Origin of the sequence: Dyella dinghuensis (genome assembly GCF_003977615.1) — a bacterium.
GTDB classification, from domain to species: Bacteria; Pseudomonadota; Gammaproteobacteria; order Xanthomonadales; family Rhodanobacteraceae; genus Dyella_B; species Dyella_B dinghuensis.
Genome location: NZ_RYZR01000002.1, coordinates 393,336 through 417,764, shown reverse-complemented (window position 1 = coordinate 417,764; position 24,429 = coordinate 393,336). Strand labels below are relative to the sequence as shown.

Here is a 24,429-nt window from a genome sequence, read left to right as displayed (position 1 = left end):
TCAGCGCATTTGCTACCGTGTCGTGTACCAAGTGAAAACACTCACAGGCACAAGTGGTTCAATTTGAAAATCCATGGCTGCGTACATGTCCAGCATGTTACGCAGCATGGATTCCAATCGTTGGTCGCGCACACCGGGTTCGTAGAGTGCTTTTTGTTGTATGTCATCGAGCACTGTAGACGACCACTGATAGAGCGTATCCGCGTGTTCGAATAACCTTCCTCCCAACCACGCTTTCAATGGTGTGTGCAGCGTGTAACCGTAACGTTCGGCAATGCGCGCCGCAAATTCGGGCACCAAGGTCTCAATGCCACGAAACCATTCGGTATGCCCACCTGCTGTTTCATGGACGATGGTAGGCGCAGTAGCCCGATGTTCGGACCAGCGCTCGATAAAGAGTCGTTCAACGCGGCGCGCCTCCCGCAGTTGCCTGGTTTCGATCAATAGTCCCTGCTCCAGATCAAAATACGCGTAAAAGCGCGGGTGGAAGGCCCGAAAACGCTCGAACGGATCCTGCGTCAAGCCAACCTTGATAAGGTCCTCACCCAGGTTCGGAAGCACATAGACATAAGTTCGGCTACCACGCTCTTTCACAACACTTGAAACCTCTCTCGTGGTTGCTCGGCGCCATCGTAAAAGCATGCGCCTTTGCAGGCCACAATCCATTGTTTTGACCCCGCATTTATGCCAGTGTCGCCGCACGTATGGGGTATCCAAAACAAATGAGAACTACTGCATGAATGCTGCGCTAAAGGGGCCGGCCAACTGGCAAGCAGGTGTTTTTGGCGCGATTACACTTGTCGCCTGCGTGGCGGCTTTCGTTGGGTTGTCAAACAGCGGCTTGTGGATCGACGAGCTTCTATCTGTCTATCTGGTTAATCATCACGATGGGCTGGGTGAAGTTTTCCGTCGTCAGCTGACCGATGCACACCCTCCCGTCTACTCTTTCTTTTTATATGGTTGGACGCGCATTGCAGGTTTTTCGGAATGGGCTCTGCGCTTGCCGAGCGCCATCTTCGCCGTGCTGGCCATCATCATTTTTGCGATTGGGACACGGCGAGTGCTCAGCAAGACAGCGATTGCTTTTGCATGTGCAGTCGCGGCCACTTCGGACTTCTGGTTTTATCAATCGCAAAACGCACGCAGCTATACGTTGTGCATGGTTCTCGCTTCGGCCATGTTGGCTGTTGCGATCGCATTTCGCAGACGGGTTCGCAGCCAGCCCCATTTCCCCTGGGCACTTTGGATAGGTCTCAGTCTGCTGGCTTTGGTTGCCAGCTTTACTCACGCCTATCTTTTGCTTGGACAGGGCATGGTTTTGTTTGTCCTGATTCTTACCATACCGTCGTGGCGCACACGTGCGGCCTTGGTTGCTACAGGCTTGGTGGTGCTCGGCTTTAACGTCGTTTACTACAAAATACTGATGCATGCTTCTGAGCACAATCTGCAAGACATGTGGTTCAGCAACGACCCCGGTTTTTTTAACCAGCAAACACATCAGGCAATTACTTTGCTTGTCTCCGGGGAAGTTGCCATCGTGGTAGCGCTCCTGCTTGTTTTTGCGTGCCGGCAGCGCATTGCTCGCGAGCCGTTTTTCGTCTTTGATGATCAGGATACGCGCTGGACAACCATCGTCGCCAGCACAGCCCTCGTTGGCGTCATCGTTTGCGGCATTGGCGTATCGATTGCCGTCGCACCGTCTTTCTCGGATCGCAACCTACTGACGTGCTCGCCATTTGCGTGGTTTCTGCTGGGGCGTCTTTACGACGCCGCTGGACCAAGAGGCGACACACGCAGAAGCTCGATCCTCGCCCTGTTGGCCATGCTCATGGTTGGTTCGTATCTGCTGCTGTTGCCTGGACGCGAGCTATCACGGAATGAAAACTGGCGCGCAACCGCTCACTACGTACAACAGCTTCCGGGATGCACCGGTCAAACATTGCCTGTCGTGATGCCTTATCGTTTTGGTCACGAATCGGATTTTTTCCGGATGCTTACCCGAGTTGCCTACTTCAACTACTACATGCCACCGGGAACACAGACCGCGGCTTACATGCCGCGAGAACTCGCTGCGAGACACCCCACGCCCGGCTTGCCTGAGTTGCTCGCATTGCGCGCCGCCAATGCCGGCACGGATAGCTGCGCGTTGCTTACCTGGAACGTCCATGACCCCGATGAGGGGCGTGCGCTGAAGATCGCACTGGATTTGGCACGACAACCCGGGATTGCAGAGCACCGTGTATTGATGCAGGAATTCAATACCTACACGCGCCCGCGCCTGAAGTTGAAACTGAAATGGCAACCCACGCCAGAAGGCTATGTGTATGTAGCCATCCCCAAAGCGCCAGATGGCGCTCCCGTCGAAGCACCCGTTCTTCCACACGTACAGCTGACAAAACAAGACGCCAAGGTGTTCGGTGATCAAGTCATCGTCGACTACCTGACGAGCCACGTGGGTAACGCCGGAGCCCCCTACACGGTGGATATTTATTCCATTCAGCGTTGGAACGGAAAGACCGTTCACCAGGACTTTCTGTCCGTACAACGCATAACCTGCGACGTCGTCGCCAGCAAAATAAATTGGGACGTCTGGCCCAATCCCACATATCCGGGCTGCAGTCCATTACCTTCGCCAACCTCGGCTAATCAAATAGACGGCGGCCTGTGATGAATTTCAAACTAAATAAGGCACGTTCGTAGACATTTCTACGAGTAATCTGAACCAATGACTGTTGCGAGAAATGAAAGCGACCTGACGATTGGGCTGGCGTTGCGCGCTGCAGCCGTAAAGGAGTGCCGATCACTCCAGCGTTCGCTGGCGCTGAAAAAGCAGCGCCATGAAAATATTCACCGTGCCCGTAAGTCATGCCGGCGCCTGCGGAGCCTACTTGCATTCGTGGCTCCGCCACCAACTAGGCAAGTGGCCGCGCTGGATAATGCACTGCGGCAGCTTTTGCGTGGATTCTCTGGCCTGCGCGATGCGCACATAGCCAAACGAACGGCAAAATCGCTGGCTTCGGCACACGAGGCCAGATTGACGCCTGCGCTTTTGGACGCACTTCGAAACCACAGCACCAAACTGTTGCGTGACGCGCTTAAAGCCGACCCCGATTGGCGACGAAAGCGCAGCAAGGTGGAGCGACTTACAACCAAGCTGCAGAGCTTGCCCTGGCAGGACGTCACTCCATCACAGATCAAGGAAGTGATTGGCCATAGCGCCAAACGCGTCAGGAAAGCGCGCAAGAAAGCCATGGACGAACGTACACCCGATGCGTTTCATCGATGGCGTCGGCGCGCACGAAAACTCCGATACGAACTCGAACTTGCTAGTAAAGCTCGTCGTGCGGCAAGCATGAAGAATGCGCGCTCAAAGCGTTATGCAGAGCGCGCAAAGAAATTGCTGCTGGTGACAGACCGCCTGGGTTGGCGCCAGGACTTTCAGGTTTTCCTGCAAACGCTCGATGCGCTGGCAGACACATGTGCCGATGCAGCGGCGTTGAGCCATGCGCTTAAACGGAAGTCGTCAGATCTTTCATCGCAGACCGCTTTGTCCACGCTGAAGGGAAAAGCCCTCCGGGCGTACGTTGCCCAGGATTCCAGCCACCTCGGCCGTTAATCGATGCCGTCAGTGGCACACCAGAACCGGAATACTGCAACACGTCAGCACCTTATTGGTTTCGCTGCCAAGTAAAAGCCGATCAAGGCTCGTGTACCCGTGCGTACCCATCACAATCAAATCGCACAGTTGCACTTTGGCCGCGCCGACTATGGCCACATAAGGGCGCCGATCAAACGCGTAGCCGCTTTGACAAATGACACCTGCCCGTTCTGCCATGGCCTGAATTTCAGCCAGATGATATTGGGCGCGTCCAATGGCACGCTCCACGTGGGAGTCTTCAGTGTGCTGAATCACATCCGTGAAATAGGCCACGGCGGGAAGTGGCGCCAGCACGTGAAATGCATAGATGCGAGCACCGATTTTGCTCGCCAAGTCGATACCAATCTGCGCCGCATGCATGGCGTGATCGGAACCGTCTGTCGGTATCAGAAAGTGCGAGAACATGATGCCTCCCCGAGTCTGCTGACCCGCATCGAACGCATCGTCGTGATGTCCATGTTGAATGCGACAGATTTGCCGCCCTCATCAAAAGACGTGCTCCCATTTTACACCCGCCGTACGAATCTGGCGGAATGCATCATGCCTTACGCAGTGGCTGCCAAGGCTCGAATGTCAGCGGCTTCAAGCACGGCTTTGGCGTAGCCATGTCGCGCCGCCGCGAGCATCGCTTGTCCCACCATCTCGGTGGTGAGGATATGGTTGGGGAAAAGTGTGCGTAATGGCGTAAGCAGCGGTTTGGTGAGGCTATAGAGCATTTGATAAGAGGCTGTTTTGGATCGAATGCCGTGCAGGGGCTGAATAACGCCCGGGCGGAACAGATACACGGCTTTGAACGGCAACCGTTGCAAGGCATTTTCCGTGCGCCCTTTCACGCGCGCCCACATGCTGCGGCCCTGCTCGGTGCTATCCGTACCCGCGCCCGATACATAAGTAAACGTCATGCCGGGATTCAGGGCCGCGAGCTTTTCGGCAATAGCGAGTGTGAGGTCGTAAGTAAGATGGCTATAGGTCGCCTCCGTCATGCCTGCCGACGACACACCCAGGCAGAAAAAGCAGGCATCGAAGCCCTGGAGTTCAGAACCCATGGCGTTGACGTCGAAGAGATTGTCATAGACGACCTCCTTGAGCTTGGCGTTCTGCTGGCCGGTCGCTTTGCGGCCCACGGTCTGCACGAGCGCAACATCGCGGGCTTGCAGGCATTCACGCAGAACACCCTGACCGACCATGCCGGTTGCGCCAAACAACAGAACGTTCATAAAGGTTTTCCTTAAGGAAAGCGCATGGGCCTGAAGCCGTTCTAATGGCCGGGGCGGCATATTTCAACGCCGCTCATCAAATCGCGCGATAATCGGACTATGAATTTTTATGTTCGCAAGGCCTGAAATATGGCATTTGTTGAAGCCGAACCCATGGCTGCGGGAGATGCGGCACTCGTCGATTTCATTGAGCTGCACCAGCGACTGTTTGTATTGACGGGCGCCGGGTGCAGCACCGATTCGGGCATTCCGGACTATCGCGATGCCGATGGCGGCTGGAAGCGATCGCAGCCCGTCACCTTTCAAGCATTCATGGGCGACGACCTGACCCGCCAACGCTATTGGGCCCGCAGCCTTGTTGGGTGGCGACGATTCGGTCATGCGTTGCCCAACGCAACACATCATGCGCTAGCCAAACTCGAGCAGCGCGGAAATGTGCAGTTGCTGCTGACACAGAACGTCGATGGCTTGCATCAACGCGCAGGCAGCCGCAACGTGGTCGACATGCATGGGCGACTGGACACCGTGCGATGCATGGGCTGCGACCATCGTTTCCCGCGTCATGCTTTTCAATCGATGCTGCTGGAACATAACCCGGTATGGGCCACGTTGGATGCGGCCGACGCTCCGGATGGCGATGCCGACCTGGATGGTCAGGACTTTGCGACGTTCGTCATTCCGCCCTGCCCTGAATGCGGCGGCATCCTGAAACCGGATGTGGTGTTCTTCGGCGAAAATGTGCCGCGCGACCGCGTGGCAACAGCGATGCAAGCTCTGGACGATGCCGACGCCATGCTGGTGGTCGGCTCGTCACTGATGGTTTTCTCGGGCTATCGCTTTGCGCACGCGGCCGCAAAAGCCGGTAAGCCCGTCGCTGCCGTCAATCTGGGACGCACTCGCGCCGATCCATTGTTGAACCTGAAGATTGAACAACCCTGCGCAGAAGCACTGGCCTTTCTGCTGCGCGACAGATCAGCGGCGGGCGCGGAAGAAATCGCGTAAGAGCGTGGCGGATTCGTCCGCCAACAAACCACCTTGCACGCCGATGCGATGGTTGTGTCGCTCCGACACGAGCGTATCGAACACGCTGCCTGCCGCGCCTGTCTTGGGATCGATCGTTCCGTACACGACGCGTCCGATGCGCGCATGCACCAAAGCCATCGCACACATAGCGCACGGTTCCAGCGTGACGTAAAGCGTGGCGCCGACAATACGGTAGTTCGCCACTTTTTCTCCTGCCGCGCGCAACGCCATGATCTCGGCATGTGCCGTCGGGTCATGCAGGGTGATGTTGCGGTTCCAGCCCAATCCGACAATCTGGCCGTCTTGCACCAACACCGCACCGACCGGTACTTCGTTCTCGGCGTCGCGCGCGTGCTCCGCCAGTTGCAAGGCGCGGCGCATGTACGCCTCGTCCTCGGCACTGAAGATGGGCGATTCGGAGTTGCTTACTAATTCATCAGCCATTTCAGTGCTTTAGATAATGTTCTTCGAGTAAGCGGATGCCATGGGCGCGAAGAGTATCCGCTAAGCCCATGATTTCATTATTCCCACTCGATGGTTGCGGGCGGCTTGCCGCTAATGTCATAGACGACACGAGAAATACCACGTAACTCATTGATAATTCTATTTGAAACTGTACCGAGGAAATCGTATGGCAACGGTGCCCAGTGCGCGGTCATGAAATCGATGGTCTCCACCGCCCGTAGCGCGATAACCCATTCGTAAGCGCGCGCATCGCCAACGACGCCCACCGACTTGACCGGCAGAAACACTGCGAAAGCCTGGCTGACCTGGTCGTACAGATCGGCCTTACGAAGTTCTTCGATAAAGATGGCATCGGCGCGAGCCAACAGCTCGGCGTACTCCCGCTTCACCTCGCCCAGTATGCGCACACCCAATCCCGGACCCGGGAACGGATGGCGATAAACCATCTCGCGCGGCAAGCCGAGTTCGACACCGATGCGGCGTACCTCGTCCTTGAACAGCTCACGTAGCGGCTCGACCAGCTTGAGCTTCATGTGCTCGGGCAAACCGCCGACGTTGTGATGGCTTTTGATGACGTGCGCCTTGCCCGTCTTGCTGCCCGCCGATTCGATGACGTCGGGATAGATGGTGCCCTGCGCCAGCCATTTCACATGGCCGCCACCGGCGGCGGTGAGCTTGGCCGACTCCTCGTCGAAGATTTCCACGAACAGGCGGCCAATGATTTTGCGCTTGGCTTCCGGATCGGCAACGCCTTCCAATGCCTTGAAGTAGCGATCAGCCGCATTGACGCGAATGACTTTCACGCCCATGTGCTCGGCCATGGTGTCCATGACCTGATCGCCTTCTTTCCAGCGCAACAAGCCGGTGTCCACGAAGACGCACGTCAGCTGATCGCCAATCGCGCGATGCAGAAGCGCAGCGACGACGGAGGAATCCACACCGCCGGAAAGCCCGAGCAGCACGTGATCCTGGCCGACCTGCTCGCGTACGCGCGCAATCTGGTCGTCGATGATATGCGCAGCGGTCCAAAGCGTTTGGCAACCGCAGATGTCGGCGACGAAGCGCTTGAGCAACGCGTTGCCCTGCTTCGTGTGCGTGACTTCCGGATGGAACTGCACGCCGTACCAGCGCTTGGCTTCATTCGACATGGCGGCGACCGGAATGCGATCGGTCGTGGCGGTGATCGTGAAGCCTGGAGGAGCCTTGGCGACGTGATCGCCGTGGCTCATCCAGACTTCGAGCATCTGCAAGGAATCGTGATCGCTCAGCCCCGTAAGCAAGCGATCAGCCGCGACGACGTCCACGCGCGCATGTCCGAATTCGCGTGCATCGGCCGCTTCGGTTGCACCGCCCAGCTGCGCGGCGAGCGTCTGCATGCCGTAGCAGATGCCCAGAATCGGCAGGCCGGAATCGAATACTTCCTGCGGTGCTTTCGGTGCGCCATGCAGCGTGGTCGATTCGGGGCCGCCGGACAGGATGATGCCCTTGGCGCCAAATGCAGCGATTTCCGAGGGGTTGTGGTCCCAGGCCCAGATTTCGCAATAGACGCCGATCTCGCGGATGCGTCGTGCAATCAGCTGCGTGTATTGCGCGCCGAAATCGAGGATGAGGATTTTGTCGCTATGGATGTTTGTCATAGTGCCGAAAGCCAAAGAAGCGTTGCGTTCTTGGGAATGCGTTTTGTGTGCCTTCTCGTCATTCCGGCGCAGGCCGGAATCCAGTGTCGACGCGCTTCGATTGTCGCCTTATCGCAACAGCACGATTTGCAGGTTGCTCGCGACAATCTAGCGGCACGTCTACTGGATTCCGGCCTGCGCCGGAATGACGACGGGGATGAGGCGTTGAGGCACTCATCCCCGTTATCCATCTCAGGAATTGAGCCGATAGTTCGGCGCTTCCTTGGTGATCTGAATGTCGTGCGGATGCGCTTCGGTCACGCCGGCCGAAGTCACTTTCACGAACTGCGCTTTGTTGCGCACATCGTCGATCGTGGCCGCGCCGAGGTACCCCATTGAAGCGCGCAAACCGCCAATCAACTGATGAATGATGTTGCGCAGCGGGCCGCGATACGGAACGCGGCCCTCGATGCCTTCGGGCACGAGCTTGTCAGCATCGGCTTCGTCCTGGAAGTAGCGGTCTTTCGAACCGAGCGCCATCGCACCGATCGAACCCATACCGCGATAGCTCTTGTACGAACGCCCCTGGAACAGCTCGACTTCGCCCGGCGATTCTTCAGTACCGGCAAACATGGAGCCAAGCATCACCGTGGACGCACCGGCAGCCAGCGCCTTGGGGATATCGCCGGAATAGCGAATGCCGCCGTCGGCGATCAACGGAATCTCATCTTTCAGCGCCGTGGCCACCATATCGATAGCCGTGATCTGCGGTACGCCAACGCCAGCGACAACACGCGTGGTGCAGATGGAACCGGGACCGACGCCCACCTTCACCGCATCCACGCCAGCGTGAAGCAATGCGATAGCAGCTTCACCCGTGACGATGTTGCCGGCGATCACCTGCACATGCGAATAGTGCTTCTTCACCCATGCGGCGCGCTCGATCACGCCTTGCGAATGACCGTGTGCGGTATCGACGACGATCACGTCGACGCCTGCATCGATCAGTGCCTCAACGCGCTGCTCGGTGTCACCACCCACGCCGACCGCTGCGCCAACGAGCAAACGCTCATGCGTATCTTTGGCGGCATTCGGGTTGTCGCGCGCTTTCTGGATGTCCTTGACGGTAATCAAACCGCGCAGCTGGAACGCATCATTCACAACCAGCACTTTTTCAATGCGGTTCTTGTGCAGAAGCAGCAGCACTTCGTCCTGGCTGGCGCCTTCCTTGACGGTGACCAGCTTTTCCTGGCGCGTCATGATGTTGCGCACGGGATCGTCATGCTTGCGTTCAAAACGCAGGTCGCGGCTGGTGACGATACCGACAAGCTGTTCGCCATCGACCACCGGCACGCCGGAAATGTTGTGTGCGCGCGTCAGCTTGAGCACATCGCGAATCGATGTATGCGGACCCACGGTAATCGGGCTGCGAATGACGCCCGCTTCGAACTTTTTCACCAGCCGAACTTCTGCCGCTTGCTGCTCGGCCGTCATGTTCTTGTGGATGATGCCGATGCCGCCGTTCTGCGCCATGGTGATGGCAAGACGCGCTTCTGTCACCGTGTCCATGGCAGCGGACACGATGGGGATATTCAGTCGAAGGTTCCGCGTGAGTCGCGTGGAAGTGTCCACGTCGCGCGGCAAAACTTGGGAGTGGGCCGGGACGAGGTAAACATCGTCGTAGGTGAGGGCCTCGGCGAGGATACGCATGCGAAAAGTCTCGCTCCAAAGAGAGGATTATACGCGGGAGCGGCCCTATATGCGAATGCGCTTGTCGCGCTTGTCGCGTTTGTCGCGTTTGCCTCCTCTCCCCCTTCGGGGAGAGGATTGAGGTGAGGGGTTGGGGCTTGCGCTGATTTTCAATGCGCAATTATTCAGGCTTGTCGCAAGCGCGCCCCCTCACCCTACCCTCTCCCCGAAGGGGAGAGGGGAAAATCATGGCGTGCGCGCTTCGGCTGCTTCCAGCGTGTTTTCCATCAGGGTCGCGACCGTCATCGGCCCCACCCCGCCCGGCACCGGCGTAATCCAGCTGGCTCGTTGCGAAGCGATATCGAAGTCCACGTCGCCGACGAGACGTCCATCTTCCAGACGATTGATTCCCACATCCACAACCACTGCGCCGGGCTTGATCCACTCGCCCTTGACCAACCCAGGTTTGCCGACGGCGACGACAAGGATGTCCGCCTGTCGCACGTAGGTTTCCAGATCGTGCGTGAAACGATGGCAGCATGTGGTAGTGCAGCCAGCGATCAGAAGTTCGAGCACCAGTGGACGTCCGACGTGATTGGAGACACCGACCACCACAGCGTGCTGTCCGCGCACAGGGCGATCGGTATGACCGAGCAACGTCATCACACCCTTGGGCGTGCACGGCCGCAAACCGAAACGGCGCAGGGCAAGCCGGCCGACGTTGACGGCCTGGAAGCCATCCACGTCTTTGTTCGGATCGATGCGATCCACCAAGGCGTCTTCGTCGATGTGATCGGGCAGCGGCGATTGCACCAGGATGCCGTGCACGGCGGGATCGACATTGAGGCGATCGATCAGCGCGAACAACTGCGCTTCTGTCGTGGTGGAAGGCAAGTCGTAATCGAAGGAACGGAAGCCGACCTGATGGCAGGCCTTGCGTTTGTTGCGCACGTAAACCGAAGACGCGGCATCGTTGCCGACCAGCACGACGGCGAGGCCGGGTTCGTCCAGACCCTGAGCCTTGCGCTCGCTGACACGTTTGGCGATTCGCTCGAGCACTTCCTGCGCGATGCGTTTTCCGTCGAGGATGCGTGCATTCATAGTGTTTTCCTGCCCCTCAAAGTGCAACATTATCCCGACTCCCCTGCGCTCACACAAATTTGCTCGCACAAACGTGCTGCCTATGTCCGATCTGTGCCGCCCCGATCCGATAACGCTCGATGCCCCGCCGCTCACTCTGCGTCCATGGCAAGAGGACTATGCAACGGCGTTGTGCGAGGCCGCACAGGAGTCGCTGCAAAGCGTGGGCCGCTGGCTGCCATGGTGCCATGCCGGATACGGCATGGCGGACGCGCTCAAGTGGATTGCGTTTTCCAGGCACGGTTGGCAGAAGGGCGAGCACTACACGTTTGCCGTGTTCGATGCGCGGGACCGGCTTATTGGCGACGTTGGGCTAAACCAACTAGACGGACACAACCTGCGCGCAAACCTGGGCTATTGGCTGCGCCCCTCCGCCACGGGCAAAGAGTATGCGGCACTTGCCGGGCGCGTGCTGACTGCGTTTGGTTTTGAAACGCTGGGGCTGCGACGCATCGAGATCGTCGCGGCCGTCGGCAATCATGCAAGTCAGCGCACCGCCGAACGCATCGGTGCGCAGCGCGAGGGCGTCGCACGGCAGCGCATCGTCATGCATGGGCAATCGGACGACGCCGTGGTGTATGGGCTGCTTCCTGGCGACCTTGCCTAACCTGCTGCCGCACACCATTGCGCGATGTCTTCATAGCCCTTGAATACCGCGTTCGGGCCGCAGCCCGGACATGCGGGATCGCGTGGCAACCGCGTCTCGCGAAAACGCATGCCGAGTGCATCGAAGGTCAAAAGACGCCCGGTCAGCGGATCACCAAGGCCGAGGATGAGCTTTAGCGCTTCCGTCGCCTGCAACAGACCTACGATGCCCGGTAACACACCCAGGACGCCCGCTTCGCTGCAATTGGGTGCGTCTTCGGCTGCTGGTGGTTCGGGGAACAAACAGCGGTAGCACGGTGAGTCCGGCTCGCGCGGATCGAATACGCTGACCTGACCGGAGAAGCGCTCCACGGCGCCATAAACCATCGGCATGTTCAAGCGGCGCGTCGCGGCCGACAGCAAATAGCGTGCAGGGAAATTATCGGCGCCGTCGATCACCAGATCGTGACCCGTAAGCAAGCGTTCGACGTTATCGGCCTGAAGACGTTCGTTACGCAGATCGATCTGGATGCGCGGGTTGAGCGCAGTCAGCGTCATGCGTGCCGACTCCGTCTTGGCCATGCCGACGCGTGCATCGGCGTGAATGACCTGGCGATGCAGATTAGAGCGTTCGACGCGATCATCATCGACAAGCGTGAGCCGTCCGACGCCTGCCGCAGCGAGATAGAGCGCTGCAGGTGCGCCCAATCCTCCGGCACCCAACAGCGCGACGCTCGCCTTACCGAGCTTCAGCTGTCCCGCTTCGCCTACTTGCGGCAAACGCAACTGGCGTGCGTAACGATCTGCCGCGTCGGCGTCGAGGTTGCCCGTGGCGACGGGAAATCCTTCGCCGCTCCAGCGCTGAAAACCACCGGCAACGGAAGCAACGTCGCGATACCCCATGCGCTGCAAGGTTTCGGCGGCGAGCAAAGAGCGCCGGCCGCTGGCGCAAAGCAAGAGAACGGGGCGCGCACGATCGGGTTCGTGATCTTCAATACGAAGTTCGAGAAAGCCGCGCGATATGCCCAATGCACCGGCAGGCAATCCGGCGGCGCGTTCGTTGTCTTCACGCACGTCGATCAACAACGCGCCTTGGGCTTGCCGGCTGAATGCGTCGGCGGGAGAAATCTCCGGCACGCTCTGACGCAGTGCTGCCAGCCAGGAGTCTCGGTCGAGAGGTTCGCTCATGGATGTATTGTACCGTGGGGACTGCGGTACCTGGCTCAAGGGCAATATCAGGCATCCCCGACGAAGGGCTGATGCCTTTAACGCCTGCGCTTCATCTCGCGAATCATGCGCTGGCGCTTGCGTTGCTGCCCTTCGGTGAGAACGTTCTTTTTGCCAGCGTAGGGGTTCTCGCCGTCACGGAAGTCGATGCGAATCGGCGTGCCTTCGAGCTTGTAGCGCTGGCGGAAGAAGTTTTCCAGATAGCGCCGATAGGCCGGTGCGATGTGTTTCGTGCGACTGCCGTGAATGACGATGGTTGGCGGGTTGCTGCCGCCAGGATGGGCGAAACGCAGCTTCGGCGCGTGACCGCGTACCAACGGCGGCTGATAGCCTTCGTAGGCACGCTCCAGCGTGCGCGTGAGATCGGACGATCCAAGTTCGCGCGTGGCCGAGGTGTGCGCACGCACAATCGCACGCATCAGCTCGCGCAAACCCGAACCATGCAGCGCCGAGATGAAAACCTGCTTGGCCCAGTTGACGAATACCAGGCGTCGCTCCAGCGCGCGCTGACATTGTTCGCGCTGATATGTATCCATGCCGTCCCACTTGTTGACGGCGATAACCAGCGCCCTGCCCTCGTCGATGGCGTGACCGATCAGGGTGAGATCCTGATCGGCAAGGTTTTCGCGGGCGTCGATCATGACGACGACAACCTGCGCCGCCGCCATCGACTGAAGCGTCTTGATGACGCTGAACTTCTCGACGCCCTCTTCGACGCGCGCCTTGCGGCGAACACCAGCGGTGTCGATCAAGGTGTAACGTTTGCCATCGCGCTCGAGCGGCACACGGATGGGATCGCGCGTGGTGCCGGCGACGTCGGAAACGATCAGTCGATCTTCACCGAGCAAGCGGTTGATCAATGTCGATTTGCCAGCGTTCGGACGACCGACGATGGCGACGCGAATCCCCGCATCATCGGGCGCCAGCTCTTCGTGTACATCTTCCGGCAGAAGCGGAAGCGCCGCGGCAATCAAATCTTCCGTGCCGCGATTGTGTGCCGCGGAAAGCGGCAAAGTTATGGCGATGCCAAAGCCCGCAAATTCGGCCAGCGCGTTTTGTTCATCAAGACCATCGGTCTTGTTGACGGCGGCAATGATCGGTTTGCCGCTGCGGCGCAGCTCATCAAGAATGTGGCGGTCCTGCGGCATCAAACCGTCGCGTGCGTCGACGACAAAGACGAGCACTTGCGCTTCTTCAATGGCGAAGCGCACTTGCTGCGCAGTCAGTGCGTCGAGACCTTCCTCGACACCGGACAAGCCGCCGGTATCGACGACGACGAACGGGCGCGCGCCCGTTCGGCAGACACCGTAATGTCGATCGCGCGTGACGCCCGGCATGTCAGCGACCAGGGCGTCACGGCTACGCGTCATAGCATTGAAAAGGGTCGATTTACCGACGTTGGGACGACCGACCAGGGCGATGACGGGTAGCACGAATCATAATTCCAGGGATTATTTCGCGCCGAGGCGATAGGCGACGAGATGACCCTGCACATCGATGACGTAGGCCAGATCGCCCACGACCACCGGTTGTGCGCGAATAGCCTTCTTGGACAGACGCTCGCGACCAGCCAGTGCGCCGTCGCTCGTCTGCAGCCAGTGCACGTAACCTTCGATGTCGCCAAGGACGACGTAGTTGCCCTGCACGGCCGGTGCCGACACCCAGCGATAACGCAGCGCGTCGTTCTTCCACATGTCGGCGCCGCTGCTCTTGTCGAACGCCCAGATCTGGGATTCCTCATTGGCGGCGAAAAGGCTATTGCCGGTGATGGCCAGTGACGTGTACGTGGAGAACGGGCGTGCCCACAACGGACGGCCGCTGGGACCATCAATCGAAGTCAGGCTGCCGTGGTAGGCAGCGGCGTAGAGGCTGGTGCCATCGAGGATCACGGCGCCATCGGCATCGTTCATGCGTTCGATGTCGGTACGGCCTTCACCGCTGGCGAGTTTCTGTTCCCACAGCTTGTCGCCGTTGTCCTGGCGCAACGCGATCAGCTTGCCGTCGTCGCTACCGAAGAACACCACACCGTTGGCAGCCAGCATCGGACCATTGCCGCGCAGGCTGAGCAGCGGAACGTTGCCTTGGTCGTTCACCCAACGACGATCGCCATTGCTGCTATCCAGACCGTAAACGCGACCATCCTGCGTGCGCACGATGATCAGGTCGCCGGCGAGCGTCGGGCCATCGATTACTTCGGAAGGCAACGCGACGTGCCAGCGCTCGCTGCCATCCTTCGTGTTCAAGCCGTAGACGTGGCCGTTAAGCGTGCCGACGACCAGAAGGTCACCAGAGACGGACGGACCGCCGGCGTAGACGGCGTCCGGACGATTCTTGTCGCCCCAGCCGAACCAGCCATGCGTACGCTGCTTCTTTTCCCAGATGGTCTTGCCGGTGGCGGCATCGTAGGCACCGATCGCACCGTCTGTGCTGGCGGCATAGACCACGCCATCCACCACGGCGGGCTCCATGCGCACACCACTCTCAGCCGCGCCATGACCGACTCGCGTCGACCACACCTTGGTCACTTGAACCGTCGGCTTGAAATTCTTGTCCAGCGGCGTCGGCGGCTGGATGTTTTCTTTCTTGAAGGAGTGGCAGCCCGCAAGAGCTACCAGCGAACCTGCCGCTACGATCAGCCAAAAACGTTTCATGCACCCTGCTTCCCGGCCGTGGCCAGATCGTCGATTTTCATTTGCACTTCATTACCCTGCTGCGCTTCCGGGCCCATCGCCTTGACGGCGGCCTGATACGCCTTGAGGGCATCGTCTGGCCTTCCAAGCTTGACCAGCACATCGCCGCGTAGTTCCTGGCTCACGATGGTATAGCTGTCCGGCGGCATGCGATCGAGCGCTGCCAACGCTTCTTTTGCATCACCCTTGGCGAACTGCACGTGCGCCATACGCAGTTCCACCAGCGCTTTCAAAGACGGGCTGGACGCATGCTGTTCGGCCCAGGCGAGCGAATCGAGTGCCTTATCGTAATCTTTTGCTTCCACCTGGCGGCGCGCACGATCACTGACGGCGAACAAGGCGTACGGCGATTCGGCGTAATCGTTCATCAGCTGCTGAACAAGAGCGTCCGATGCAGCGGTGTTGCCGTTATCAATAACGGCCTGAAGCTGCTGATAGAGACCCGATGCGGCGGCCTGATGGGAGGCCTGGTGATTGCGCCACTGCTGATAGCCGAAGATGCCGATCAAACCAATGACAATACCCACGACGATCGACAGGCCATTCTGCCGTAGCCATTTTTGTACGCGTTCGCTCTGTTCGTAGTCGTCGTATGCATCAAATGCCATGCAATCACCGTATCGCGAGAGACGCCGTCAGGCGCCAGTTGGGGTGTTCTTCGGCCGCCATCATCCGGCAACAGGCGGCATGGCCCACTTTGCGGGTGGGCAATGCGCAAGCATAACCGATCAGGGATCGGTCTAGGGGCGCCGGGCGTGCCCTTAAGCGCCAGCCGGCGCCGCTTTGCCATCCTGAATATCGACGCGGAAGTGCGCTACGTTGGAGTGGCGGTAGGGGTCCAGTGTCATCGGCTGGCCGTCGAGATTTACCTGTGCGCCGGTGGCATTGCCAATACGCACTTCGAACGGTTGATCGCTGCGATAGGTCTTCACGGTGCCCGCGGGCAGCAGACCGTATTCCATCTTCGAACCGTCTTTACCGATCACTTCCACCCAGCTGCTGTTGGACAGGTTGAGCGTCAGACTATGACTGCCACTGCCGACCGTCGCAGGATTGATATTGGTATCCGGCGGCGTAACGTTCGCATCGCTGTCGAGGTTCGGCACCGGCACCATCGAAGCCAGCAACGGCTGCTCGGAAGTATGCGCGGCAGCAGACGACGTCGGTGCTGGCGCGGTGGCGGGTGCGACGGACGTTGTTTGCTGCGCGAGCGTTGCACTGCTTGCAACCTTTGCTGCAGCGCTTGACGAAGCAGCCGGAGCAACCGGTGCCGGCGCATCCTGTTGTGCAACCGGTGCCGCATCGAGTGGTGCCAGATGGCTCATGTCGTGCGTCAGCGTGCCACGCATGCCAAGCCATACCGTGGGCACGGCGATGACCAACGTCAGCACGACATAGGTCGCCGCTGTCGCATAGCGATCAAGCAGGTAACGCGAATGCGAAATGCCGCCCGTCGCCACCAGCGGCGGCTCCTCAGGCTTGAGGCGTGCGACCGCTTCTTCAATTTCGCTATCGTCGATGTCGAGGTAACGGCCGTATTTGCGGATATAACCGCCGATATAAACCTGGTAATCGTTGCCGGTGAACTCGCTGTTCTCCAACTGCTTGAGAACGCGCAACGGAAGGCGCAACGCGTGACCGCACGTTTCCAGATCAAGGCCTTTCGCCTCACGCACAGCGCGCAGACGCGAACCAAAGCCAGGTGCTTCGTTGAAGCGGAATTCGGCAGTGTTGTGTTCCATGTTCACTGCGGTCGTAGCAGGTGCCGGGGAGGTTGACTCCTCCTGGCCTGCCGGATTGGACGGCTCGGAAATCATGGGCGTGTTGTTTGATTGAGGGCTTGTGCCTGTTCCGAATCCGGGAACTGACTGATTAGCCGTTTACTGTAATTCTGGGCTGCTTCCGTATTGCCCAAACGGGATTCAATGTCATAACCAAGTTTCAAGGAATCGGCGCTCGGCTGGCCTACCGAATCAAAGCGCTGCATGAAGGCGCTGGCGTGGAACAGGTCATTATTGAGGTAAAGCACATCGGTGAGTTGCAGCAATGCATTGGCATTGTTGGGATTGCGCTGTATGGCCTGACGAAGGCTGACTTCGGCACCCGCACGATCGTTCAACTTCAGCTGACAGACACCCTGATTGACGAGCGCAACATCAGGCGTCTGATAAAAAGGATCGGCAACAGCCCTGGAGAAATACGACAAGGATTCCTGCACCTTGCCCGTTCTGCACAGAAACTGGCCCAGATTGTTGTTGACGTCGCCCTGATTGGGTTTGAGCTCGACGGCCCTGCGGTAATGAATCTCCGCGTTCGGCATATCGTCGATGCGCTCGTAGATGTACGCCATCACCGTCTGCGCCGGCACATAGGTCGGATCGTCGGTGACGGCGATCTTTATTTTCTCGAGGGCGCCTTGCAGATTGCCGATATCGATGTAGTGCTGCGCGAGGCGCGTATGCACATCCGCAGCGCCCTGGGCCTTTTCGGCCTTGGTTTCCTGCGGCAACTTGGGGTCGCTAGGCGGCGGCACGGGATTCACGACGCCCTGCCGATGGCAACCCGCCAACAACATCGCCACACCCAAGCCGACCAGCATCCCCTTATGCCGCATGCGCTGCATCCTCTTCCAAACGTTTACGGAATTCGGCCTGACGGCGAGTGCGATCGAGCACCTGCCCTTTGAGCTGACCACAAGCGGCGTCGATGTCGTCACCGCGCGTACGACGCAGCATGGTGAGAATGTTTGCGTTCAACAGTTGTGTCTGGAACGCGTGAATCACTTCCTTATCGGAACGTTCGAAGCGTGTACCAGGGAACGGATTGAACGGAATCAGATTGACCTTGCACGTCGGCAGACGACGCATGAACTTGATCAACTGGCGCGCGTGCTCGGGTTGATCGTTCACGCCCTTCATCAACGTGTATTCGAACGTGATCGAAGTGCGCGGCTTGCGCGCGATCCAGCGCTGGCAAGCGGCCGTAAGTTCGGCAAGCGGAAAGCGCTTATTGAGTGGCACCAGTTCCGTGCGTAGCTCATCGTTGGCGGCATGCAGTGAGACAGCGAGCGAGACGTCGATGCTTTCGGACAACTTGTCGATCATCGGAACCAGACCCGCCGTCGACAGCGTCACGCGCTTGGAGGCAAGGCCGAAACCAAGATCGTCGCGCATCAGGCTCATCGCCTTCACGACGTTGTCGAAGTTCAACAGCGGCTCGCCCATGCCCATCATCACCACGTTGGTGATACGACGGTTCTGATGCGTGACGTTGCCGAGATACTTCGCCGCCACCCACATCTGGCCAATGATTTCGGAAGTAGCCAGATTGCGGTTGAAGCCCTGCGTGGCGGTCGAACAGAACTGGCAGTTCAAACCGCAACCCACTTGCGAGGAAACGCAGAGCGTGCCGCGTGTCGGCTCCGGGATATAAACGGCTTCGACGGCGTTTCCGCCGTCCATGCCGAGCAGCCATTTATGGGTGCCGTCTGCGGCAGCCTTGTCGAACAGCGTCTTCGGCGGACCGATGTAGCACGAAGCTTCGAGCTTGGCGCGCAGCGCCTTGCCCACATCGGTCATGTTTTCGAAGTTGTCTTCCAGGTGGTGATACATCCACTTCATCACCTGCTCGGCACGATAAGGCTTCTCGCCGAGCTGCGCGAAAAATTCGCGCAGCCCTTGGCGATCGAAGTCGAGCAGATTGACTTTTTCCACCTGGCTCACGACATCACGACCTCAACGCGGGAAAACTTCGGTCGCTGCGAAGAAGTACGCGATTTCGACAGCGGCGGTTTCTGCAGCATCCGAACCATGCACGGCATTCGCATCGATGGAATCGGCGAAGTCGGCACGAATGGTGCCCTTGGCCGCGTCCTTCGGATTGGTGGCGCCCATCAATTCGCGATTCTTGAGAATCGCGTTCTCGCCCTGCAGCACCTGGATCATGACCGGACCGGAGATCATGAATTCGACCAGCGCATTGAAGAACGGACGCTCGCGATGCACGGCATAAAAGCCTTCCGCTTCTTTACGCGAAAGATGCTTCATTTTTGCTGCAACAACCTTCAAGCCCGCTTTTTCGAAACGAGCGTAGATTTCACCGACAACGTTCTTGACGACAGCGTCGGGTTTGATGATGGAAAGGGTGCGCTCCAGCGCCATACGTCTGCTCCGGGTATTCGGATTATTTTTAGAGGGCGGTCTGACGGTTCAGTCAGATGAATTTAGAACTAAATGCGTCACGAAATGCGGATTTAGCTCACGAAAGTTTGACAGATTCTAGCCCATAAGCAACCCCGATAAGCCGCCCTTCCAAACGTTCGTTTGACTGGTCCCGGGCATCGCGCGTATGCTCAAACGATCGTTTGATTTCACACGACAGGCCGCACCCTCGTGAATAGCTCAGCGAACACCAAGGAACGCATTCTCACCGCTGCCGAAGCACTGTTCGCCCAGCGTGGTTTTGAAGGTGCGTCCCTCAGGCAACTGACCGCCGCCGCAGGGGTGAATCTGGCCGCGGTGAACTACCACTTTGGCTCCAAGGACAACCTCGTCGAGGAGGTCTTTAAACGGCGCCTGGACCAGCTCAATGCGCGCCGCCTGGCTGCCTTGAGACTGATCTCCGGCCAGCCTGACGCCACACTGGAAGACGTCCTGGGGGCCTTTATCCGCCCCGCCCTGGACCTGTCCCACGACGGCGGCGGCGGCCTTTTCATGCGCGTATTGGCTCGTGCCTTCGCCGAACATGACGACTCTCTTCGCAAGTTCCTGTCGGACAACTACGGCCACGTGATGCGCCAGTTCACCACCGAATTCGCCCGGATGCTGCCGCATCTGAGCAAGGAAGAGCTTTACTGGCGCATCGACCTGGTGACGGGCGCCCTGACCCACGCCATGTCCGGCTTCGGCATCATCCAGCGCAAAAGCGATGTCAGTGAAGTCACACATCGCGAGCAGACTGCGGCCCATCTGATCCGTTTTGCCGCGGCAGGCCTCAGCGCCCCCTGAATTCGTACCACCGGCCCTCGTGGCCACCCCCAACCGTTTCGTTCCCTCGTTTTTCGCTTTCGTACCCTCGGAGAAGCCAATGACCGCTCCATCTTCATCGAAGCCAGCGCTGCGCATCCGTAAGGCCGCGGTGCTCGGTGCCGGTGTCATGGGCGCGCAGATCGCCGCGCACCTGACCAATGCCAACGTCGAAACCGTCCTGTTCGACCTGCCTGCCAAGGAAGGTCCGAAGAGCGGTATCGCCATCAAGGCCATCGAAAACCTGAAAAAGCTCTCGCCTGCTCCGCTGGCCGACAGCACGCGTGCGGCCGCCATCATTCCGGCCAACTACGAAGAAGATCTCGAGCACCTGAAGGACGTCGATCTGGTGATCGAAGCGATTGCCGAACGGATGGACTGGAAGCTCGATCTCTATAAGAAGATCGCCCCGCACGTTTCGAAGACCGCGATCCTGGCGAGCAACACCTCGGGCCTTTCCATCAACGGCCTGGCCGAAGCGTTGCCGGAAGACATGCGCCATCGCTTCACCGGTGTGCACTTCTTCAATCCGCCGCGCTACATGCATTTGGTCGAATTGATTCCGACCAGGCTCACCGACAAGAACGTGCTGGAAGGTCTGGAAGCATTCCTCACGACCACCGTCGGCAAGGGCGTCGTCTACGCCAAGGACACACCGAACTTCATCGGCAACCGTATCGGCGTCTTCTCGATGCTGGCGACGATGTATCACACCGAGCAGTTCAAACTTGGCTTCGACACCGTCGATGCGCTGACCGGCCCTGCCGTCGGCCGTCCGAAGAGTGCAACGTACCGCACCGCCGACGTCGTTGGCCTGGACACCATGGCGCACGTCATCAAGACGATGAACGACACGCTGCCCGATGATCCGTGGCACGACTACTTCAAGGCGCCGGCATGGTTAAGCGGCTTGATCGAACAAGGCGCACTGGGTCAGAAGACCGGTGCCGGTTTCTACAAGAAGGCCGGCAAAGACATCGTCGTGCTGGATGTCGCCAAGCGCGACTATCGTGCTTCCGAGCAAAAAGCGTCGGATGACGTCGTCGCCATTCTTGCCATCAAGGATCCGGCCGAGAAGTTCGGCAAGCTGCGCGCATCGAACGATCCGCAGGCGCAATTCCTGTGGGCTACGTTCCGCGACCTGTTCCATTACACCGCCTATCACCTGGCCGATATCGCCGACACCGCGCGCGACGTCGACTTCGCCATTCGCTGGGGTTACGGCTGGAAGCTCGGCCCGTTCGAAACCTGGCAGGCCGCCGGCTGGCAGCAGGTGGCGACGTGGATTCAGGAAGACATCGACGCCGGCAAGACCATGAGCAAGGCACCGCTGCCGAAGTGGGTGACTGACGGTCGCACCGGCGTGCACGGCAAGAGCGGCTCCTATTCGGCGGCATCCAACACCGACAAGCCGCGCTCGCAGCACCCGGTCTATAAGCGTCAGCTGTTCCCCGATCCGATCCTTGGCGAGAAGTTCGATCAAGGCACGACCGTTTGGGAAAACGACGGCGTTCGCCTCTGGACGCTTGGTGACGACGGCGTCGGCATCATCTCGTTCAAGACGAAGATGAACACCGTCAACGATTTCGTGCTCGATGGTATCCAGCATGCGATCGGCATCGCCGAAGAGCAGCTCAAGGCGGTGGTGATCTGGCAAACCGGCGAGCCCTTCTCTGCTGGCGCCGATCTAAAGGGTGCGCTGGGTCTGCTGCAGGCTGGCAAGATCGACGACTTCCGCAAGATGGTCGAGAACTTCCAGCGCACCAGCATGCGTATCAAGCATTCGCTGGTGCCGGTGGTGTCGGCGGTGCGCGGTCTCGCGCTCGGCGGCGGCTGCGAATTCCAGATGCACTCGGCACGTACGGTTGCTGCGCTGGAGAGCTACATCGGGCTGGTCGAAGCCGGCGTTGGCCTGCTGCCGGCCGGCGGCGGTTTGCATGAACTCGCGGTCCGCGCGGCGCAAAGCAACCCAACCGATCCGTTCGAAGCGCTGAAGAAAATCTTCGAAACCGTCGCGATGGCGAAGGTCTCGGGCAGCGCGCTCGAAGCCAAGCAATCAGGCATTTTGCGCGACAGCGACGTCGTGGTGTTCAACGCCTACGAATTGCTCTACGTCGCCAAGCAAGTGGCCATCTCACTCGCCGAAAGCGGCTGGCGCGCACCGCTCTACGCTCGCAACATTCCGGTGGCTGGCGATGTGGGCACGGCCACGTTCAGGGCATCGCTTGCCAACTTGCAGGCCGGTTATTTCGCCTCCGAGCACGATGTCGAGATCGCAACGCGAATCGCCGACACGCTGTGCGGCGGCGTGATCGAACGCGGATCGCTGGTCGATGAAGAATGGTTGCTCGATCTGGAGCGCAAGCACTTCGTCGAACTCGCCCAAACCGAGAAGACGCAGGCGCGCATCGCTCACACGATGACCACCGGCAAACCGCTGAGGAACTAAACACTCGTCACCCCAGCGCAAGCTGGGGTCCAGCGACTTTCGCACGCATCAGTTAGCCCAGCTTGACCAGCTTCGCTGTTATGAAGCACCTCACTGGGATGACGAACAAAAAACCAAAGCGCGTCGCTGCAAGGTGCGCGACGCCACGGAGTAAAGACCATGACCAAGCAAGTGCAAGACGCCTACATCGTCGCCGCCACCCGCACCCCGGTCGGCAAGGCGCCGCGCGGCGTATTCCGCAACACCCGTCCTGACGACATGCTCGCTCACGTGATCCGCGCCGTGATGGCGCAGGCGCCGGGCATCGATCCGCGTCGCATCGGCGACGTGATCATCGGCTGTGCGATGCCTGAAGCCGAGCAAGGCATGAACGTAGCGCGCATCGGCCTGCTGCTGGCCGACCTGCCGGACACCGTGCCGGGCGTCACCATCAACCGCTTCTGCTCGTCCGGTCTGCAGGCTGTCGCGATGGCCGCCGACCGCATTCGCCTGGGCGAAGCCGACATCATGATTGCTGGCGGTACCGAAAGCATGAGCATGGTGCCGATGATGGGCAACAAGATCGCGATGAATCCGGCGATCTTCGACAACGAACACATCGGCATCGCTTATGGCATGGGCATCACGGCCGAGAACGTCGCTAAGCAATGGAAAGTCTCGCGCGAACAGCAGGACGAGTTCTCGGTGGAAAGTCACCGCCGTGCGCTTGCCGCCATCGCAGCCGGTGAATTCAAGGAAGAAATCACACCGTTCCAGCTAGATGATCACTACCCGGATCTCGCATCGCGCGGTATCAAGACCGACAGCCGTACGATCAGCATCGATGAAGGTCCGCGCGCGGGCACCACGATGGAAGTGCTGTCGAAGCTGAAGACGGTCTTCCGCAACGGCCAGTTCGGCGGCACGGTGACGGCAGGTAACTCGTCGCAAACGTCGGACGGCGCCGGTGCGGTGCTGCTCGCCAGCGAACAGGCGGTAAGGGAATACAACCTGCAGCCGCTCGCACGCTTTGTCGGTTACTCCGTCGCCGGTGTACGTCCGGACATCATGGGTATCGGTCCGAAGGAAGCGATTCCGAAGGTACTCAAGCAGTCCGGCATCAAGCAGGATCAGCTCGACTGGATCGAACTCAACGAAGCGTTCGCTGCGCAGGCGCTCGCGGTCATCGGCGACCTCGGCCTGGACAAGTCAAAGGTCAACCCGCTCGGTGGCGCGATTGCGCTGGGTCATCCGCTCGGTGCGACGGGTGCGATTCGCGTTGCCACGCTGCTGCACGGTATGCGCCGCCGCAAGCAGAAGTACGGCATGGTGACGATGTGCATCGGCACCGGTATGGGCGCGGCGGGTATTTTCGAAGCCCTCTGAAGATCTTCATAAAACGCTGCAGCACCCGACATGGCGCCCTCAAGGGCGCCATGTTTTTTTGAAGCGTCCACAAGAAAGCGCCCTCTTTCATGTCGGCGAGATAAACCCTGATCCAAAACGCCTGCCGATAGGCCGTCTTACCCTTGCTGCTGAAAACGAACAGGCGAATAATAAACGTGCTGCGACGCACAACCCCGGGCGCCGCATTTTGCGTGCACTTTCCAGACTTCGCCGCGCCTCGGTGTAGTACGGTTGCGCACGCCCCAGGAACGCATTCGTGA

At 59.3% G+C, this 24,429-nt stretch carries 22 protein-coding genes; 7 read left to right on the top strand and 15 right to left on the bottom strand.

Translation table 11 applies throughout. The features are described from left to right. Nucleotides 1-12: 12 nt before the first annotated feature. Nucleotides 13-594: a GIY-YIG nuclease family protein gene (locus EKH79_RS02945; RefSeq protein WP_158621177.1), complete on the bottom strand. Its 582-nt coding sequence runs from the start codon at nt 592-594 to the stop codon at nt 13-15. Between the two features lie 142 nt (nt 595-736). On the opposite strand from EKH79_RS02945, the gene EKH79_RS02940 reads away from it, so the two are divergent. Next, complete coding sequence (locus EKH79_RS02940) at nt 737-2,668, top strand: glycosyltransferase family 39 protein (RefSeq protein ID WP_158621176.1); 1,932 nt, start codon at nt 737-739, stop codon at nt 2,666-2,668. 57 nt (nt 2,669-2,725) lie between these two features. Then, nucleotides 2,726-3,616 carry a CHAD domain-containing protein gene (locus EKH79_RS02935; protein ID WP_126672280.1) on the top strand — a complete coding sequence of 297 codons (891 nt, stop codon included), beginning with the start codon at nt 2,726-2,728 and terminating at the stop codon, nt 3,614-3,616. Nucleotides 3,617-3,625: 9 nt separating this feature from the next. Here EKH79_RS02935 and EKH79_RS02930 read toward each other — a convergent pair whose 3' ends face one another. Both EKH79_RS02930 and EKH79_RS02925 read right to left on the bottom strand, forming a co-directional pair. After that, nucleotides 3,626-4,063 carry a universal stress protein gene (locus EKH79_RS02930; protein WP_126672279.1) on the bottom strand — a complete coding sequence of 146 codons (438 nt, stop codon included), beginning with the start codon at nt 4,061-4,063 and terminating at the stop codon, nt 3,626-3,628. Nucleotides 4,064-4,203: 140 nt separating this feature from the next. Next, nucleotides 4,204-4,875 (bottom strand): Rossmann-fold NAD(P)-binding domain-containing protein, encoded by a 672-nt coding sequence (locus EKH79_RS02925; RefSeq protein ID WP_126672278.1) that lies wholly within the window; start codon nt 4,873-4,875, stop codon nt 4,204-4,206. Between the two features lie 153 nt (nt 4,876-5,028). Between EKH79_RS02925 and EKH79_RS02920 the strand changes: the two genes are divergently transcribed. Then, nucleotides 5,029-5,877 (top strand): NAD-dependent protein deacetylase, encoded by an 849-nt coding sequence (locus EKH79_RS02920; RefSeq protein ID WP_425478459.1) that lies wholly within the window; start codon nt 5,029-5,031, stop codon nt 5,875-5,877. Here EKH79_RS02920 and tadA read toward each other — a convergent pair. The 4 genes from tadA to folD all read right to left on the bottom strand — a co-directional run bounded on the left by tadA (nt 5,848) and on the right by folD (nt 10,769). Next, on the bottom strand, nt 5,848-6,342 hold the full coding sequence (gene tadA, locus EKH79_RS02915; RefSeq protein WP_126672276.1) for a tRNA adenosine(34) deaminase TadA: 495 nt from the start codon (nt 6,340-6,342) through the stop codon (nt 5,848-5,850). The two genes, EKH79_RS02920 and tadA, sit on opposite strands and share 30 nt — an antisense overlap. A 77-nt stretch (nt 6,343-6,419) precedes the next feature. Continuing rightward, nucleotides 6,420-8,000, bottom strand: a complete 1,581-nt coding sequence (gene guaA, locus EKH79_RS02910; RefSeq protein WP_126672275.1) for a glutamine-hydrolyzing GMP synthase — start codon at nt 7,998-8,000, stop codon at nt 6,420-6,422. A gap of 231 nt (nt 8,001-8,231) precedes the next feature. Then, nucleotides 8,232-9,689 (bottom strand): IMP dehydrogenase, encoded by a 1,458-nt coding sequence (gene guaB / locus EKH79_RS02905; RefSeq protein ID WP_126672274.1) that lies wholly within the window; start codon nt 9,687-9,689, stop codon nt 8,232-8,234. Nucleotides 9,690-9,914: 225 nt separating this feature from the next. Further along, nucleotides 9,915-10,769: a bifunctional methylenetetrahydrofolate dehydrogenase/methenyltetrahydrofolate cyclohydrolase FolD gene (gene folD, locus EKH79_RS02900; protein WP_126672273.1), complete on the bottom strand. Its 855-nt coding sequence runs from the start codon at nt 10,767-10,769 to the stop codon at nt 9,915-9,917. Between the two features lie 82 nt (nt 10,770-10,851). Between folD and EKH79_RS02895 the strand changes: the two genes are divergently transcribed. Next, nucleotides 10,852-11,415 carry a GNAT family N-acetyltransferase gene (locus tag EKH79_RS02895; RefSeq protein WP_126672272.1) on the top strand — a complete coding sequence of 188 codons (564 nt, stop codon included), beginning with the start codon at nt 10,852-10,854 and terminating at the stop codon, nt 11,413-11,415. Here the strand turns inward: EKH79_RS02895 and moeB are convergent. The 8 genes from moeB to ndk form a co-directional block, all read right to left on the bottom strand. Then, nucleotides 11,412-12,581 carry a molybdopterin-synthase adenylyltransferase MoeB gene (gene moeB, locus EKH79_RS02890; RefSeq protein ID WP_126672271.1) on the bottom strand — a complete coding sequence of 390 codons (1,170 nt, stop codon included), beginning with the start codon at nt 12,579-12,581 and terminating at the stop codon, nt 11,412-11,414. The two genes, EKH79_RS02895 and moeB, sit on opposite strands and share 4 nt — an antisense overlap. 77 nt (nt 12,582-12,658) lie before the next feature. Continuing rightward, the gene (der, locus tag EKH79_RS02885) at nt 12,659-14,053 is read right to left on the bottom strand and encodes a ribosome biogenesis GTPase Der (protein ID WP_126672270.1); all 1,395 of its coding nucleotides are present in this window, start codon (nt 14,051-14,053) and stop codon (nt 12,659-12,661) included. An 18-nt stretch (nt 14,054-14,071) separates the two neighbouring features. Beyond that, the gene (gene bamB, locus EKH79_RS02880) at nt 14,072-15,271 is read right to left on the bottom strand and encodes an outer membrane protein assembly factor BamB (protein WP_126672269.1); all 1,200 of its coding nucleotides are present in this window, start codon (nt 15,269-15,271) and stop codon (nt 14,072-14,074) included. Continuing rightward, nucleotides 15,268-15,918 carry a YfgM family protein gene (locus tag EKH79_RS02875; RefSeq protein ID WP_126672268.1) on the bottom strand — a complete coding sequence of 217 codons (651 nt, stop codon included), beginning with the start codon at nt 15,916-15,918 and terminating at the stop codon, nt 15,268-15,270. Before EKH79_RS02875 ends, bamB begins: the two co-directional genes overlap by 4 nt. Before the next feature lie 153 nt (nt 15,919-16,071). Then, nucleotides 16,072-17,052: a RodZ domain-containing protein gene (locus EKH79_RS02870; protein WP_126672267.1), complete on the bottom strand. Its 981-nt coding sequence runs from the start codon at nt 17,050-17,052 to the stop codon at nt 16,072-16,074. A 71-nt stretch (nt 17,053-17,123) separates the two neighbouring features. Continuing rightward, on the bottom strand, nt 17,124-17,924 hold the full coding sequence (gene pilW / locus EKH79_RS02865) for a type IV pilus biogenesis/stability protein PilW (RefSeq protein WP_233590150.1): 801 nt from the start codon (nt 17,922-17,924) through the stop codon (nt 17,124-17,126). Further along, nucleotides 17,914-19,032 (bottom strand): dual-specificity RNA methyltransferase RlmN, encoded by a 1,119-nt coding sequence (gene rlmN / locus EKH79_RS02860; RefSeq protein WP_126672266.1) that lies wholly within the window; start codon nt 19,030-19,032, stop codon nt 17,914-17,916. The genes pilW and rlmN overlap by 11 nt, the downstream gene beginning before the upstream one ends. Nucleotides 19,033-19,044: 12 nt before the next feature. After that, complete coding sequence (ndk, locus tag EKH79_RS02855) at nt 19,045-19,470, bottom strand: nucleoside-diphosphate kinase (protein WP_126672265.1); 426 nt, start codon at nt 19,468-19,470, stop codon at nt 19,045-19,047. Nucleotides 19,471-19,701: 231 nt separating this feature from the next. Here ndk and EKH79_RS02850 point away from each other — a divergent pair, with 231 nt between their 5' ends. The 3 genes from EKH79_RS02850 to EKH79_RS02840 all read left to right on the top strand — a co-directional run bounded on the left by EKH79_RS02850 (nt 19,702) and on the right by EKH79_RS02840 (nt 24,148). After that, the gene (locus EKH79_RS02850) at nt 19,702-20,316 is read left to right on the top strand and encodes a TetR/AcrR family transcriptional regulator (RefSeq protein ID WP_126672264.1); all 615 of its coding nucleotides are present in this window, start codon (nt 19,702-19,704) and stop codon (nt 20,314-20,316) included. A 79-nt stretch (nt 20,317-20,395) separates the two neighbouring features. After that, nucleotides 20,396-22,783 (top strand): 3-hydroxyacyl-CoA dehydrogenase/enoyl-CoA hydratase family protein, encoded by a 2,388-nt coding sequence (locus EKH79_RS02845; RefSeq protein ID WP_126672263.1) that lies wholly within the window; start codon nt 20,396-20,398, stop codon nt 22,781-22,783. A 159-nt stretch (nt 22,784-22,942) separates the two neighbouring features. Beyond that, nucleotides 22,943-24,148 (top strand): acetyl-CoA C-acyltransferase, encoded by a 1,206-nt coding sequence (locus EKH79_RS02840; RefSeq protein WP_126672262.1) that lies wholly within the window; start codon nt 22,943-22,945, stop codon nt 24,146-24,148. Nucleotides 24,149-24,429 lie beyond the last annotated feature (281 nt).